At 55.7% G+C, this 13,605-nt stretch carries 14 protein-coding genes; 11 read left to right on the top strand and 3 right to left on the bottom strand.

Features of this window, described 5'->3' with window-relative positions:
• Nucleotides 1–112: 112 nt before the first annotated feature.
• Both tagH and BMY44_RS13060 read right to left on the bottom strand, forming a co-directional pair.
• Entirely contained in the window at nt 113–1,387 is a 1,275-nt protein-coding gene (gene tagH / locus BMY44_RS13065) for a type VI secretion system-associated FHA domain protein TagH (RefSeq protein ID WP_089995612.1), read from the bottom strand.
• Nucleotides 1,388–1,423: 36 nt separating this feature from the next.
• Nucleotides 1,424–2,023, bottom strand: coding sequence for a DUF6931 family protein (locus BMY44_RS13060; protein ID WP_089995610.1), 600 nt, complete (start codon nt 2,021–2,023; stop codon nt 1,424–1,426).
• A gap of 152 nt (nt 2,024–2,175) precedes the next feature.
• Here BMY44_RS13060 and BMY44_RS13055 point away from each other — a divergent pair, with 152 nt between their 5' ends.
• From BMY44_RS13055 to BMY44_RS13015, 9 genes are all read left to right on the top strand, one after another.
• On the top strand, nt 2,176–3,102 hold the full coding sequence (locus BMY44_RS13055) for an ABC transporter ATP-binding protein (RefSeq protein ID WP_089995607.1): 927 nt from the start codon (nt 2,176–2,178) through the stop codon (nt 3,100–3,102).
• A complete protein-coding gene (locus BMY44_RS13050) occupies nt 3,099–3,860 on the top strand; it encodes an ABC transporter permease (protein ID WP_089995605.1) in 762 nt (253 codons plus the stop codon). The genes BMY44_RS13055 and BMY44_RS13050 overlap by 4 nt, the downstream gene beginning before the upstream one ends.
• A gap of 41 nt (nt 3,861–3,901) precedes the next feature.
• Nucleotides 3,902–4,696: a S49 family peptidase gene (locus BMY44_RS13045; RefSeq protein ID WP_089995602.1), complete on the top strand. Its 795-nt coding sequence runs from the start codon at nt 3,902–3,904 to the stop codon at nt 4,694–4,696.
• Between the two features lie 205 nt (nt 4,697–4,901).
• On the top strand, nt 4,902–5,807 hold the full coding sequence (locus tag BMY44_RS13040; RefSeq protein WP_242650593.1) for a calcium/sodium antiporter: 906 nt from the start codon (nt 4,902–4,904) through the stop codon (nt 5,805–5,807).
• Nucleotides 5,804–6,583, top strand: coding sequence for an SDR family oxidoreductase (locus BMY44_RS13035; protein WP_089995597.1), 780 nt, complete (start codon nt 5,804–5,806; stop codon nt 6,581–6,583). The genes BMY44_RS13040 and BMY44_RS13035 overlap by 4 nt, the downstream gene beginning before the upstream one ends.
• Nucleotides 6,584–6,874: 291 nt before the next feature.
• Nucleotides 6,875–8,746, top strand: a complete 1,872-nt coding sequence (uvrC, locus tag BMY44_RS13030) for an excinuclease ABC subunit UvrC (protein WP_242650563.1) — start codon at nt 6,875–6,877, stop codon at nt 8,744–8,746.
• Nucleotides 8,747–9,428: 682 nt separating this feature from the next.
• A complete protein-coding gene (gene pgsA / locus BMY44_RS13025) occupies nt 9,429–10,094 on the top strand; it encodes a CDP-diacylglycerol--glycerol-3-phosphate 3-phosphatidyltransferase (protein ID WP_089995591.1) in 666 nt (221 codons plus the stop codon).
• Entirely contained in the window at nt 10,094–10,339 is a 246-nt protein-coding gene (gene moaD / locus BMY44_RS13020) for a molybdopterin converting factor subunit 1 (RefSeq protein ID WP_089995588.1), read from the top strand. The genes pgsA and moaD overlap by 1 nt, the downstream gene beginning before the upstream one ends.
• Entirely contained in the window at nt 10,339–10,779 is a 441-nt protein-coding gene (locus BMY44_RS13015; RefSeq protein ID WP_089997163.1) for a molybdenum cofactor biosynthesis protein MoaE, read from the top strand. Before moaD ends, BMY44_RS13015 begins: the two co-directional genes overlap by 1 nt.
• Here BMY44_RS13015 and BMY44_RS13010 read toward each other — a convergent pair.
• Nucleotides 10,742–11,332, bottom strand: coding sequence for a DNA-3-methyladenine glycosylase I (locus BMY44_RS13010; protein ID WP_089995586.1), 591 nt, complete (start codon nt 11,330–11,332; stop codon nt 10,742–10,744). The genes BMY44_RS13015 and BMY44_RS13010 overlap by 38 nt on opposite strands.
• A gap of 66 nt (nt 11,333–11,398) precedes the next feature.
• On the opposite strand from BMY44_RS13010, the gene BMY44_RS13005 reads away from it, so the two are divergent.
• A complete protein-coding gene (locus BMY44_RS13005; RefSeq protein WP_089995583.1) occupies nt 11,399–12,226 on the top strand; it encodes an EAL domain-containing protein in 828 nt (275 codons plus the stop codon).
• A 174-nt stretch (nt 12,227–12,400) separates the two neighbouring features.
• On the top strand, nt 12,401–13,576 hold the full coding sequence (locus tag BMY44_RS13000; RefSeq protein ID WP_089995581.1) for an acetyl-CoA C-acetyltransferase: 1,176 nt from the start codon (nt 12,401–12,403) through the stop codon (nt 13,574–13,576).
• Nucleotides 13,577–13,605: the final 29 nt, after the last annotated feature.

The raw sequence follows: 13,605 nt of genomic DNA, 5'->3' as shown, positions 1-13,605 counted from the left end.
CCTTTCGACGCATTATTTACCGGTGGCGCGCCCACACCTGTTGTCAATTTCAAGTTGTGAGCCTGCAAGGCAGAGCCTTTTTGGTCAAGCATGGTATTCATGACCTTGTGACCTAGAGCCCGCTGCCTTTCGTCGCTTTTGAGTAACTTTCAGCAAAATGCGACAGGAATACGTCAAGCATTCCATTTTCATGGCTTGTCGTCATTTTGTCCCACCGACGCACGAATTCGTCCCATGCCTTACGCTTGCCGCCAGACAGAAGCCCGCCATCCAGCGCTTCTTCGATGTCTTCGGGTGCAAGTTTCGACATGAGCTTAATCAGGGCGGGCTGGATCGCAGCGAACACGGCCACCTGATGTTGGCGTACATCAGCCAGCGCGTCAGTCAGGCCATCACCGCCGGACATAAAGCCATCTCGGGGGTGCAGGAACATCACTTCGAGCGCTTGATCCACGTCGGGCAGGAATTTCAGCGGGTTGTTCTGGGCAGCGCCCATCATGGTACGGTCGCCCCCTTTTGTGAACTTCTTGGCTGCGGCGCGATCTTGCAACATTGCCATGACTTCAGTGCTGGCACCGCGCAACGTGCGGCCAAGTTCACGCGCAAATGCTTCGGGGTCGGTCGTGGCACCGGCCGGCATCCTGAGGCCTGCGCCTTCACAGAACGCCTTAAGCACTGCGTCACCGCCTGCAGGCTGTGCCGGCGTTTGTGGAGGTGTTGCAATTGGCAACGCGGTAGGTGCCGTCGGCGGTGTTCGCGACAATACCGGACCTGCCCCCGGCGCAGGCGCGCCGTCAAAGGGCGAGCCTGAACCGCCGAAGGGAGAGGGTGCCGCGGCTGGTTGCGGCGCAGCGGTCGCTGGGGCGGCTTGAGGCTGCGGTGCGGTTGGCGTGCTAATAAAGTCACTGGCGAAGTCGTCAAAACCTGACCGGTCAGACCGAGGGTTCGGATCAATCGGCGCTGCAGGCGATCCTCCGATAGCCCAGGGGTCGCTGTTATCGTCGACGACGGGCGGTGTCGGCTGCGGCGGTTCAACCTGTTGCGGGGGTGGCGCGGCGGCTGCGACGGCTGCGTCACCCAGACTGACGGTGATGAAATAATGGCCGACCTGAAACCGCTCACCTGATTTCAGTTCATGTGCACCCTCTATTCGGTGACGCTGCCCTTCCAGGAAGACACCGTTTGTCGAGACATCCGTCAGGAAGTATTTTCCGTTGCGAAAGCTCACATCGAAATGATGACCAGAAATGTGACGCTGTGGATCAGGCAGCGACCAGTCCATAGAGGCAGATCGCCCCACTTGCAGGTCATTTCCATCCGACGTCACCGAAAGCGGCCCACCGTCAGGCAAGCTGTCAAAATTTTCGATCCGAAGTGTAAGTGTCATTCAGGCAGAATCCGCGAAAAGGCTAAGCGCCTGACATTAATAAACTTTGAAAAGCGATTCCGCCATGTCGATAAACTTGGCAAGGAATACAGGGCGCCGCGACAGGTCGGCGCGGGCGAGGCAGGACAGGATGCCGGTGTTAATTGCGCGGGGTGCGCGGTGCAGAGGCACGCTTGCAGTATCATTCGGTGCAATTGATCCGCCAGACCAACCGACTGCAAGCGCCAAGTGCACGCCTGGTGTGCGCGCAGGCGCATATAGAGCTTGTCGCATAACATCGTGGCGTAAATCGGTTGCCGGACGTCCGATCCAGTTCGCCACCAGCTCCATCATCTGGCGGTCCAGCTGTGACAGCGCGTCCGGCATAGCGCGCAGACATTCATGCCCCCACCAGATGGCAAGTTTCGGCTGGATTGCGAAGGCGGTGAAGGTAATGGCCTCTTCGGGGGTCGTCGATGACCGCAAGCGCCAGAGGTATTCCAGCGCTACTTCCCCTTCGCGGGGGCGCTGTTGCGTCAGCTCTGCGATCTGCGGAATGGCGACATATAGATCGCGCACTGTCTCGTAACGGGTGGTGACGACCGGCGGCCGGGTCTTTTCGTCTTCGGCAGGGTCGTCTGCATCACTTGGCGTCATCAATGGCGTCCGTCGGAATTTCGTTCTGAAATCAGTGCGGACACATTCGTCAGTCAGGCGGCAGGCGTCAAGTGACGATGTCCAGCTTGAGGCCGTGTCTTTTACTTCCCGCAACAGCGCAGTAGGGTCCGCGCAGAAGTCTGAGGGTTCCCATGTCATCCATCGTATCCGTTCAAGATCTGCGCAAATCATATGCTGACGGGTTTGAAGCGCTCAAGAACGTCAATCTTGAAATCGAAGAGGGTGAAATCCTTGCGCTGTTAGGGCCAAACGGTGCGGGCAAGACCACATTGATTTCAACGATTTGCGGGATCACAGTTGCGACTTCTGGCAAGATTACGGTCGGCGGGTACGATACGCGTTCTGAATTTCGGGAAGCGCGCGCTTTGATTGGCCTTGTCCCGCAGGAAATCAATCTTGAACCTTTCGAGACGGTCAAGCGCACGGTGCAGTTTTCGCGCGGCCTATTTGGCAAGCCACGTAATGATGCCCTGCTTGACCAGATCCTGAAAGATTTGTCGCTTTATGACAAAAAGGACAACCGCATCATGACCCTATCGGGGGGCATGAAGCGCCGTGTGCTGATTGCAAAGGCGCTGTCCCATGAGCCTCGCGTGCTGTTCCTCGACGAACCGACTGCCGGCGTTGATGTCGAACTGCGCAAAGATATGTGGAACGTTGTCGCCCGGCTGAAAGAGCAGGGTGTGACGATCATCTTGACCACGCACTACATAGAAGAGGCCGAAGCGATTGCTGACCGTGTTGGCGTCATCAACAAGGGCGAAATCCTTTTGATACAGGACAAGGCGGACTTGATGGTGCAAATGGGCCAAAAGCGCTTGCGCATCGAGCTGGATGCACCGGTCACAAGTATTCCGGCGGCTCTTGCATCTTACCAGCTTGAAATTGCGGATGATGGCGCTGCGCTGGTCTACACCTACGATACGAAGGGTGAACGCACCGGCATCACGACATTACTGAACGACCTGCAGGGGGCTGGGTTGAAAATGGTCGATATGGAAACGCAGCAAAGCAGTCTCGAAGAGATATTTGTTGGACTTGTGAGGGAAGACGCATGAATTTCACCGCTGTCGGCGCAATCTACCGGTTCGAGATGGCCCGGTTTTTTCGCACCATCACGCAAAGCCTTGTGTCACCCGTCTTGTCGACTTCGCTTTACTTTGTCGTGTTCGGCACGGCGATTGGCAGCCGGATCGAAGAGATTGACGGAGTCAGCTACGGCGCTTTTATCGTTCCGGGCTTGATCATGTTGACCGTAATGACGCAGGCCACATCAAACGCTTCTTTCGGAATCTACTTTCCGAAATTCATTGGAACAATCTACGAATTGCTGTCAGCCCCGGTGAACTTTCTCGAAATCACCATTGGCTATGTCGGCGCGGCGGCCACGAAGGCAATGTTCATCGGATTGATCATTCTGATCACGTCGTTCTTCTTTGTGGATATCACCATCGCTCACCCGCTCGCGATGTTTGCTTTCTTGTTCCTGACCTGCCTCAGCTTCGCCTTGCTGGGCTTCATCATCGGCATCTGGGCGGGGAATTTTGAACAGCTTCAGCTGATCCCGCTGCTGGTGATCACGCCTTTGGTCTTTCTGGGCGGCAGTTTCTATTCGATCTCGATGCTGCCTCCGATCTGGCAAAACATCACGTTGTTCAATCCCGTGGTCTATCTGATTTCAGGGTTCCGCTGGTCATTCTTTGGCACAGCTGATGTGCCGATTGCGCTGTCCCTCGGTGCGATCTCACTCTTCACGTTGCTTTGCATGACGGTCATCTGGTGGATATTCCGCACAGGTTGGCGTATTCGCGCCTAAGCAACCTTGTCGCAATGCCACGCGGGGCCTAGATCATACCGATGAAACATCTCATTCCATTCGTAAAATCGGAACCGCTGGTCAATATCGTGCGGCTACAAGGCGGCATCAGCAATAGCGGGAACGGACTTGATGACGTTGGCCTTGCGCCCGTTCTTGAAAAGGCATTTTCGCGGGGGAAACCTGCAGCGGTCGCGCTTCAAATCAATTGTCCGGGCGGGTCGGCAGTCCAATCATCGTTGATCGCCGCGCGCATTCGCCGTCTGGCCGAGGAAAAGGACGTTCCCGTCGTCGCCTTCGTCGAAGATGTCGCGGCATCGGGCGGTTACTGGCTGGCATGTGCAGCAGATGAAATCTTTACGGATCAGGGATCGATTGTCGGTTCGATCGGGGTCATCTCTGCAGGGTTTGGTCTGCAGGAGGCTATTTCCAAGATCGGGGTCGAACGTCGGGTGCACACCGCCGGTAAATCCAAGTCTATGTTGGACCCGTTCAAAAAGGAAAATCCTGCGGACGTGAAGCGGCTGAAAGGCTGGCTCGAAGACCTGCACGTGATCTTTATCGACTATGTCAAGTCACGGCGCGCCGACAAGTTGGTCGACAATCCGGACCTATTCACCGGCGAGATTTTCGTCGGACGCAAGGCATTGGAGCAGGGTCTGACTGATGGCATCGACCATCTTGTTCCGCATATGAAAGCGCGGTTCGGGGACAAGGTGCGGTTCCGCAAGTTCGGTCAGCGCAAGTCATTGCTCCAAAGGTTCGGTGCGCGCTTTGCCGCAGACGCTATGAGCGCTGTCGAGGACCGGGCGGCATTCGCGCGGTTCGGCCTCTGATATGCTCATCAAGATCATCAGTCTCTTTTTCGCTTTCATCGCGGTCCTTGCGATTTTTGGGAAGTTTCGGTTTCCCGGGCAGGATCGGCTGGCGGCAGCCAAGTGCAAACGATGTGGACGCTACAGGATCGGAAACGGTCCTTGTCGCTGCGAAAGGGGATAGGGTTTGCTCTGGGATTGGTTCTTGACGGGGCTTGGCCTTGTTATGTTGCTTTTTGCAGGTGACTCTCTGGTGCGCGGCGCGGTGAACATGTCATTGCGACTTGGCGTGCCCGCTTTGATCGTTTCCCTGACGATCGTGGCTTTCGGGACATCGGCGCCAGAACTTTTGATTTCTGTGCAAGCTATTCTCGACGGATTTCCGGGGCTGGCGATTGGTAATGTTGTCGGGTCGAACACGGCAAACGTTCTACTGGTGCTTGGCGTTCCGGCGCTGCTGGCGACGATGCACACCAGCGAATGCAATACCCATAAAAGCTACCTGCAGATGATTGCGGCGTCCGTACTGTTCATGGCTCTTTGTTTCACCGGAGTGCTGAACTGGATGTCCGGCCTCATCTTGCTGTCGGCGCTGGCTGCCATGCTCGGCTGGGCCTTTATTGAGGCGCGTCGTCATCGCAAGGCTAACGAGGATGAAGCGGAAATCGAAGGTGCAGATCCCGGTCTTGGTTGGGGCCAGATCATCTTTTTTCTAGTAATCGGCCTGATCGGCCTGCCACTTGGTGCGAAGTTGCTTGTTGATGGGTCGACCAACATCGCGCGTGACTTTGGCATCAGCGAGACAGTGATCGGGCTTACACTGGTTGCGATCGGAACGTCGTTGCCAGAACTGGCCACAACTGTGATGGCCGCACTGCGCAAGCAGGCTGATGTTGCGCTGGGCAATGTCATTGGTTCGAACATGTTCAACCTTCTTGGAATAATGGGTGTTGCAAGCCTTGTCGGCACGATTCCTGTTGATCCGGGGCTGTTGCGTTTCGATCTGTGGATCATGTTGGCCTCTTCGCTGCTGTTGATCCCCTTCGTGTTTTTCAAGATGGATATCACACGCTTCTGGGGTGTTGTCCTGTCAGTCGGTTACGTCGCCTACCTCGTGATCGTGCTGACATGACCCGCGCGCTTGTAACAGGTGGCGGGGCCCGATTGGGTCGTGCGATGGCGCTATACCTTGGGTCACGTGGATTTGACGTTGCTGTCCATTACGCGTCATCCGGAACCGGTGCGCAGGAGGTCGTCAACGAATTGCAGGGACTTGGCCGTAAGGCCGTGACGTTGCAGGCAGACCTCTTGATGGAAAGCGCGGCGCACGATCTGTTTGTGGCGGCCGCAGACCGACTGGGTGGCCCGATCACTTGTCTCGTGAATAACGCGTCTATCTTTGAGCGCGATACGCTCGACACCGCAACGCGCGAAAGCTGGGACCGGCATCTGGAAAGCAACCTGCGCGCGCCATTCGTTTTGACGCAAGCGATGGCGGCGCAAGGCTTGCAGCCAATCGTAGATGCGCAAGGCGAGCCCGTTGCATCCGGTCTTATCGTCAATATGCTCGACCAGCGCATTCACAAGTTGACCCCTGACTACACCAGCTACACGATCGCAAAAATGGGCCTTTGGGCGATGACGCAGACAATGGCGCAGGCGCTCGCACCAGTGATCCGCGTTAATGGCATCGGTCCGGGTCCAACGCTGCAAGGGGCCAGTCAGACGGAAGAACAGTTCGCAAGCCAACGTGCAGCGACAATTCTGAAACGCGGGGCCAATCCGGAAGATATCACGGCTGCACTTGGTTACTTCCTTGATGCACCGGCAGTTACGGGACAGATGTTGGCCATTGATGGCGGTCAGCACCTGGCTTGGGAGACGCCCGACGTGGTCGGAGTTGATTGACCAAACGGCAACTTGTGCACTGCTTTTACGCGCGTTCACTTTCCGTTTACAAAAGCTTAACGATTTCAGTTACTTGCCATTTGGTAAAAAAATTCTCTATATTTTTCAGAGCATTAAGTAAGTGCCTAAAAATTAGGCACTGTAATGAGTGGCTTCAAAAACAACGGAAAAATGCGAGTTGCGCGCAATTGCCCACGAAGTTATCCACAAGTTCCGTGGATGCCTTTTCTCTTGTCGCCTGTGCGTTATCGTGCAGAGCAAGAACAGAATCGAATAACAGGCGCGACCGACGTGACACCATCGTCAAAACAGGACACCGCTTTGCGCGGGTATGACTGCATACAAAGCTATTTGCGGACGCTCGACAGTTCACCGGGCGTTTACCGCATGCTGGATGCAGAAAGCCGCGTGCTTTACGTCGGTAAGGCGCGCAATCTCAAGAACCGCGTCAGTAACTATGCCCGCCCCGGCAATCATTCGCCACGAATTACGCGGATGATTCAGGAAACGGCCGCGATGATGTTCCTGACAACGAAGACAGAAACGGAGGCGCTGCTGCTGGAGCAAAACCTCATCAAGCAGTTGAAACCGCGCTACAATGTACTTTTGCGCGACGACAAATCTTTTCCAAACATACTTGTTTCGCAGTCGCATGCCTTTCCGCAAATCAAGAAGCATCGTGGTGCGAAAAAAGAAACGGGCAGATATTACGGCCCATTTGCAAGTGCGGGCGCGGTGAATCGCACTTTGAACCAGTTGCAGCGCATCTTCCTGTTGCGCAACTGTTCTGACTCCGACTTCGAGACCCGCACCAGACCTTGCCTACAATACCAGATCAAACGCTGTTCAGGTCCCTGTGTTGGCTTGGTTTCGGAAGCTGACTACGCCAAGTCGGTTGCTGACGCGGAAAAGTTCTTGTCAGGGCGCACCAAAGGTATTCAGGAAGCCCTCGCAGCCCAGATGTCGGACGCGTCGGCAGCGATGGAATTTGAACGGGCGGCCGCACTGCGTGATCGGATCAAGGCGCTGACACAGGTTCAATCGGCCCAAGGTATCAACCCGCAGACCGTTGCTGAAGGTGACATTATCGCCTTGCATATTGATGGCGGGCAGGCGTGCGTGCAGGTGTTCTTTATCCGCGCCAACCAAAACTGGGGAAACCATGACTATTACCCGAGGATCAGTGGCGACGAAGACCGGTCAGAGGTGATGGAAGCCTTCGTCGGGCAGTTTTATGCAAACCGCGAACCGCCCCGCGCGATTATCCTCAGTCATGGGTTGGATGATCCCGAACTCATGGCGGATGCATTGAGCGAGAAAGCAGGTCGCAAGGTCGAGATCACTGTGCCCCAGCGTGGGGAAAAGGCGGAATTGGTCAACGGGGCGTTGCGCAACGCGCGCGAAAGCCTGGCCCGAAAGATGTCGGAGTCTGCGACACAAGGCCGGTTGCTTAAAGGCCTTGCTCAGGCCTTTGATCTGGATGCACCACCTACCCGCATTGAAGTCTATGACAACAGCCACATTCAAGGTGCTCATGCCGTCGGTGCCATGATCGTCGCAGGGCCTGAAGGTTTCGAAAAGAACCAGTATCGTAAATTCAATATTCGCGGTGATGACCTGACACCGGGCGATGACTTCGGAATGATGAAAGAAGTGCTGACCCGCCGTTTCAAACGCCTGCTTAAGGAAGACCCTGACCGCAAGTCGGGTGTGTGGCCCGATCTTTTGCTGATCGACGGTGGTGCTGGGCAGGTCAGCGCCGTTCGCCAGATCATGACGGAACTGGGTGTCGATGACGTGCCGATGGTCGGTGTCGCCAAAGGTGAAGACCGCGACGCTGGCAAGGAAGAATTCCATCGCACCGGCAAGTCGGTCATGGCGTTACGCCACAACGATCCTGTCCTCTACTTCATCCAGCGGATGCGCGATGAAGCGCATCGCTTTGCTATTGGTACACATCGGGCAAAACGGACGAAAGCGATCGGCGCGACGCCTCTTGATGATGTGCCAGGCGTCGGGGCTACCCGTAAACGTGCCTTGCTGGCGCATTTCGGGTCAGCCAAGGCAGTTGCGCGGGCGAACCTTGCGGATCTAAAGGCCGTGGAAGGCGTGTCCGACAACATGGCGCAAACGATCTACGACTATTTCCACGAAAACGGCTAACAAACGGACGTATCACATGCGCAAACTCCTGCTTGCTGCTCTGGCGCTTGTCATCGTTGCGGCGCCGATCTGGTATTTTATACGTCCAACTACAATGTCATTCAGAGTGTTGCCTTCCACTGATGGACCTGACATTCGGCACGACGCAGACAGTATCACTTGAACCCGGTGGGGATATCGCGCTGTGCATGGCGATTACAGAGGTGGGAAATTGTACCGCCTTGGAAAATTAGGCAGGCGCGTGACGGTATTGTGCAGCGACGATACACGCCGAAGTTGGCCTTGGCCATTTTCGCACTTTACTGGCGGCTGCGCTGGCCCGCAGTCTATTTCCAATTGGTCCGTCGACACTGACAGTTGAAATCTACACTGCACCAAGCGGAAGTGTTGTAACGCAGAACACGCGTGTCTTGGTGGGAATATCTACGGAACGACTTCAAATTGCGCCAGCGCTTGGGAATGCAGAGTTGGTTCCCCCTATAGCGGGAAGCCCGAACGTTTTCACCGTGCCAGCCGATGCAAAAGTCGGCATATTTGTTCTGCCGCGCAAAAAATCCCCGCGTCAGCCGAACGGTCATCATCGTGTCTGACGCACATCTTGAGGAAGCGATCTATCTGGATGCGCAGCTTCCCTGATGCGAAGGGTATGGTGCATGTGCAGGTGACGCGATAGGACATGTGTATGAATTTCAACCTCCCCAATATCCTGACGATCCTTCGTCTGATCGCCGCTCCCGGACTTGCCGTGATGTTTCTCTATTTCACGCGCCCCTGGGCCGACTGGTTCGCATTGGTCCTGTTTATCAGCGCTGCAATCACGGATTTCGTGGATGGATATCTGGCGCGAGCGTGGAAGCAGGAAAGCAAGCTGGGTGCGATGCTTGACCCGATTGCGGACAAGGCGATGGTCGTCATTGCTTTGCTGATCATCACCGGGTTCTCCGGCATGAACCCTTGGATACTGCTGCCAGCGACGCTGATCGTCTTCCGTGAAGTCTTTGTAAGTGGCTTGCGGGAATTTCTTGGCGAAACGGCCGGCCTTTTGAAGGTGACAAACCTCGCCAAGTGGAAAACCACTGTTCAGATGGTCGCTATCTCGCTGCTGTTCGCAAAGGGTGCTTTCGAACACTATATGATCGAACAGACAATCGGGATGGATCCGACTATTATCGATGGCATTCTGTCGGGTGAAATTTCGGATGAGGTTGGACTGCGTTGGAAACAGCTTGGCTGGGACATCAGCTGGTGGGGCGGGATCATCGTGCTCTGGATCGCCGCCATTCTGACGTTGATCACGGGTTGGGATTACTTCCAGAAATCCAAGCCCTATCTGCGCGAGGATACGTGATGGATGTGCTCTATTTCGCATGGGTGCGCGAACGCATCGGGATACCGAAGGAAACGGTGCAGACGCGTGCTGTGACCGTGAATGATCTTGTGGCTGAGCTTAGGGAGCGGGAAGAACGCTATGCGCTTGCGTTCGAAGATGTTTCCGCACTTCGGGTTGCCGTCGATCAGGAGCTGACCAATTTCGATGCGCCCTTGGCGGGCGTGCGTGAGGTCGCGTTTTTTCCACCCATGACGGGCGGATGATGCAAGTTCGGGTGCAGGCAGATCCGTTTGATGCCGGGGCAGAGCTGAACCGCTTTACGGCTTCGCTTGCAAATGCCGGTGCCGTTGTCAGCTTTACCGGCATCGTTCGCGACGTCACAGACGGGTTACTGCAGATGGAGATTGAGCATTACCCAGGCATGACGTCACAGGCGATTGAAGCGATTGCGCAAGATGCTCAGGCGCGCTGGGCGCTGATTGACCTGCTGGTGATCCACCGGTTTGGTCCATTAAGACCGGAAGACCCCATCATGATGGTTGTCACCGCGTCCGCACACCGGGCCGACGCGTTTGCAGCGGCGGATTTTCTGATGGATTACCTCAAATCCCGTGCACCTTTCTGGAAGAAAGAAATCACGAAATCCGGCGAAAGCTGGGTTGCAGCTAAGGACGAAGACGAGGATGCCCTGTCGCGCTGGTAAGTCCTGCATGGCAGTGGCAATCGACGATGTGATCGTTCACCATTCCAACGGCCTGCATGAACGCATAGACAATCGTCGGTCCGCAAAATTTGAACCCCGCTTTCTTGAGGTCATTTGATATCTGCTTCGACAACTCAGTTTCGGCTGGGACGTCTGCCATGGTCTTTCGGTTTGGTTGTAAGGGTTTGCCGTCAACATAGTTCCAGAGAAATCGATCGAACCCTTCGCGCTGCTCGACAACTTGCCATGCGCGGGCATTTCCAATGGTTGCTTCGATCTTTCCGCGATGTCGGATAATGCCGGGGTTCTGTAACAGCCTTGTCACCTCTGCCTCGCCCCATTCGGCGATCACGTTCGGATCGAACCCTTCAAAAGCGACGCGAAAATTCTCCCGTTTCTTCAGGATCGTGATCCACGACAGCCCTGCCTGAAATCCGTCAAGTATCAGTTTCTCCCAAAGTGCGCGGCTGTCGTATTCCGGAACGCCCCAATCAGTGTCGTGATAATCAAGATAAATCGGATCCGGGCCAGCCCAACTGCAGCGGGTTTTCATAAATTCCGTCCTTCTTCTCTGCCGCGCCTTCATGGGGCGTTAATGTGCGCGGCGCAAATTGGCGATATGATAAAAGCATTGCGATCAGATCGGCTGAGTGTGGCAAAGGACGTCGTGGCTGAACAGCCAATGCTTGATCCTTTGTATTTCGCCATGGCCAGCCGCGATGCCGATGTGCTCTCGCTCGTACAGGATGCGTTGGCTGCGGGACGGGCGCAACTGGCGTTTCAACCGGTTGTAATCACGCTGGATCATAGCAAGACCGCATTTCATGAAGGGTTGATCAGGGTAAAGGATTCTGCAGGACGGGTCATTCCCGCTGCGCATTTTATGCCCGTGATTGAAGACATGGATCTGGGGCGGCAGGTCGACGTCGTCACGCTTGAACTGGCGCTCAAGACACTGCGCCACCATCCGGGAATCCGGCTATCCGTCAATGTGTCGGCGCGTTCGCTGGGGGACGGGCGCTGGCGACGGGTGCTTGATGCGGCATTGAACGAACGTGCATCGCTTGGCGACAGGCTTATCTTTGAGATGAGCGAGACTTCCGTGATGCTGCTGCATGAAATCGTGGCGCAATTCATGGAGGAAATGCAGCCGCGCGGGGTCGCGTTTGCGCTGGATGGTTTCGGAGCAGGGATGACAGCATTTCGCCATCTCAAAGAGTTCTTTTTTGATCTGGTAAAGATCGACAAATCCTTTGTGCGCGGTATCGCAAACGATCCCGATAACCAGGTTCTGGCAGAGGCGTTGATTACCGTGGCACAGCAGTTCGAGATGTTCACGGTTGCCGATGGTGTGGAGACAGCCGAAGACGCGACGTATCTTGCGACACTCGGTGTTGACTGTCTGCAGGGCTACCATTTTGGGATTCCGAGTTTCCGGATTAGCTGACCCGACAGATTGGAATGCAATCGCTGCATATCCGCGATGCAAGTCAAGGAATCACATTGCCCCAAGGGCACCGACCCCCTAAAGACATGTGCAACACGACCTGCCGGGGCCGATGTCCATATGTTTATTTGCCCTCTGGCCCCGTGATGAAAAACGCACCTGGAGGAGTTCCACATGACAAACGTTGTAATCGCTTCTGCCGCCCGGACTGCCGTTGGCAGCTTTGGTGGTTCATTTGCCAACACACCTGCCCACGACCTTGGCGCTGCCGTTCTTGAAGAAGTCGTCGCACGTGCCGGTATCGAAAAGGGTGAAGTGAGTGAAACAATCCTTGGTCAGGTGCTGACCGCGGCACAGGGCCAAAACCCGGCCCGTCAGGCCCACGTGAATGCCGGCCTGCCAATCGAAAGTGCCGCTTGGGGCATCAACCAGGTTTGCGGGTCTGGTCTGCGGGCTGTCGCGCTGGGCGCGCAGCACATTCAGCTTGGCGATGCCGACGTCGTGATCGCTGGCGGTCAGGAAAACATGACGCTGTCCCCTCACGCTGCGCACCTGCGTGCCGGTCAGAAGATGGGCGATATGACCTACATCGACACGATGATCCGTGATGGACTCTGGGACGCATTCAACGGCTATCATATGGGTCAGACCGCTGAGAACGTCGCTGAAAAGTGGCAAATCAGCCGTGACCAACAGGATGAATTTGCCGTCGCTTCGCAGAACAAGGCCGAAGCTGCTCAGAAGGCCGGGAAGTTCGATGATGAGATCGTCGCCTACACTGTTAAGACCCGTAAGGGGGATATCATTGTCGACAAGGATGAATACATCCGCCACGGCGCGACAATGGAAGCTATGCAGAAACTGCGCCCTGCTTTCGCCAAGGACGGTTCCGTCACAGCTGCGAATGCGTCTGGTCTGAACGACGGTGCCGCCGCAACGCTCCTGATGTCCTCTGAAAATGCTGAAAAGCGCGGCATTCAGCCTTTGGCCCGCATTGCATCCTATGCAACTGCAGGACTTGATCCGGCAATCATGGGTGTTGGTCCGGTCATGGCATCGCGCAAAGCGCTCGATAAAGCAGGTTGGAAGGTCGAAGATCTTGATTTGATCGAAGCCAACGAAGCCTTTGCTGCACAGGCCTGTGCCGTCAACAAAGACATGGGCTGGGATCCGGCCATCGTGAACGTCAACGGTGGTGCTATCGCCATTGGTCACCCAATCGGAGCATCCGGTTGCCGGGTTTTGAACACGCTGCTGTTCGAAATGGTTCGTCGCGACGCGAAAAAGGGCCTTGCTACTTTGTGTATCGGCGGCGGTATGGGTGTCGCACTTTGCGTCGAGCGTGACTGATCTTAATCAAGGTGACCCCGACCGGGGTC

Origin of the sequence: Cognatiyoonia koreensis, from assembly GCF_900109295.1 — a bacterium.
Classification (GTDB): Bacteria; Pseudomonadota; Alphaproteobacteria; order Rhodobacterales; family Rhodobacteraceae; genus Cognatiyoonia; species Cognatiyoonia koreensis.
Note: the sequence above shows the minus strand (reverse complement) of the source record. Positions and strands in the feature narration are given on the sequence as shown.

Coding starts and splice junctions, on each gene's coding strand:
- BMY44_RS13045 (WP_089995602.1), top strand. CDS start 3,902: ATGAAACATCTCATTCCATTCGTAAAATCGGAACCGCTGGTCAATATC.
- BMY44_RS13050 (WP_089995605.1), top strand. CDS start 3,099: ATGAATTTCACCGCTGTCGGCGCAATCTACCGGTTCGAGATGGCCCGG.
- pgsA (WP_089995591.1), top strand. CDS start 9,429: ATGAATTTCAACCTCCCCAATATCCTGACGATCCTTCGTCTGATCGCC.
- BMY44_RS13005 (WP_089995583.1), top strand. CDS start 11,399: ATGATAAAAGCATTGCGATCAGATCGGCTGAGTGTGGCAAAGGACGTC.
- moaD (WP_089995588.1), top strand. CDS start 10,094: ATGGATGTGCTCTATTTCGCATGGGTGCGCGAACGCATCGGGATACCG.
- BMY44_RS13000 (WP_089995581.1), top strand. CDS start 12,401: ATGACAAACGTTGTAATCGCTTCTGCCGCCCGGACTGCCGTTGGCAGC.
- BMY44_RS13060 (WP_089995610.1), bottom strand. CDS start 2,023: ATGACGCCAAGTGATGCAGACGACCCTGCCGAAGACGAAAAGACCCGG.
- BMY44_RS13040 (WP_242650593.1), top strand. CDS start 4,902: ATGTTGCTTTTTGCAGGTGACTCTCTGGTGCGCGGCGCGGTGAACATG.
- BMY44_RS13055 (WP_089995607.1), top strand. CDS start 2,176: ATGTCATCCATCGTATCCGTTCAAGATCTGCGCAAATCATATGCTGAC.
- BMY44_RS13015 (WP_089997163.1), top strand. CDS start 10,339: ATGCAAGTTCGGGTGCAGGCAGATCCGTTTGATGCCGGGGCAGAGCTG.
- BMY44_RS13035 (WP_089995597.1), top strand. CDS start 5,804: ATGACCCGCGCGCTTGTAACAGGTGGCGGGGCCCGATTGGGTCGTGCG.
- BMY44_RS13010 (WP_089995586.1), bottom strand. CDS start 11,332: ATGAAAACCCGCTGCAGTTGGGCTGGCCCGGATCCGATTTATCTTGAT.
- tagH (WP_089995612.1), bottom strand. CDS start 1,387: ATGACACTTACACTTCGGATCGAAAATTTTGACAGCTTGCCTGACGGT.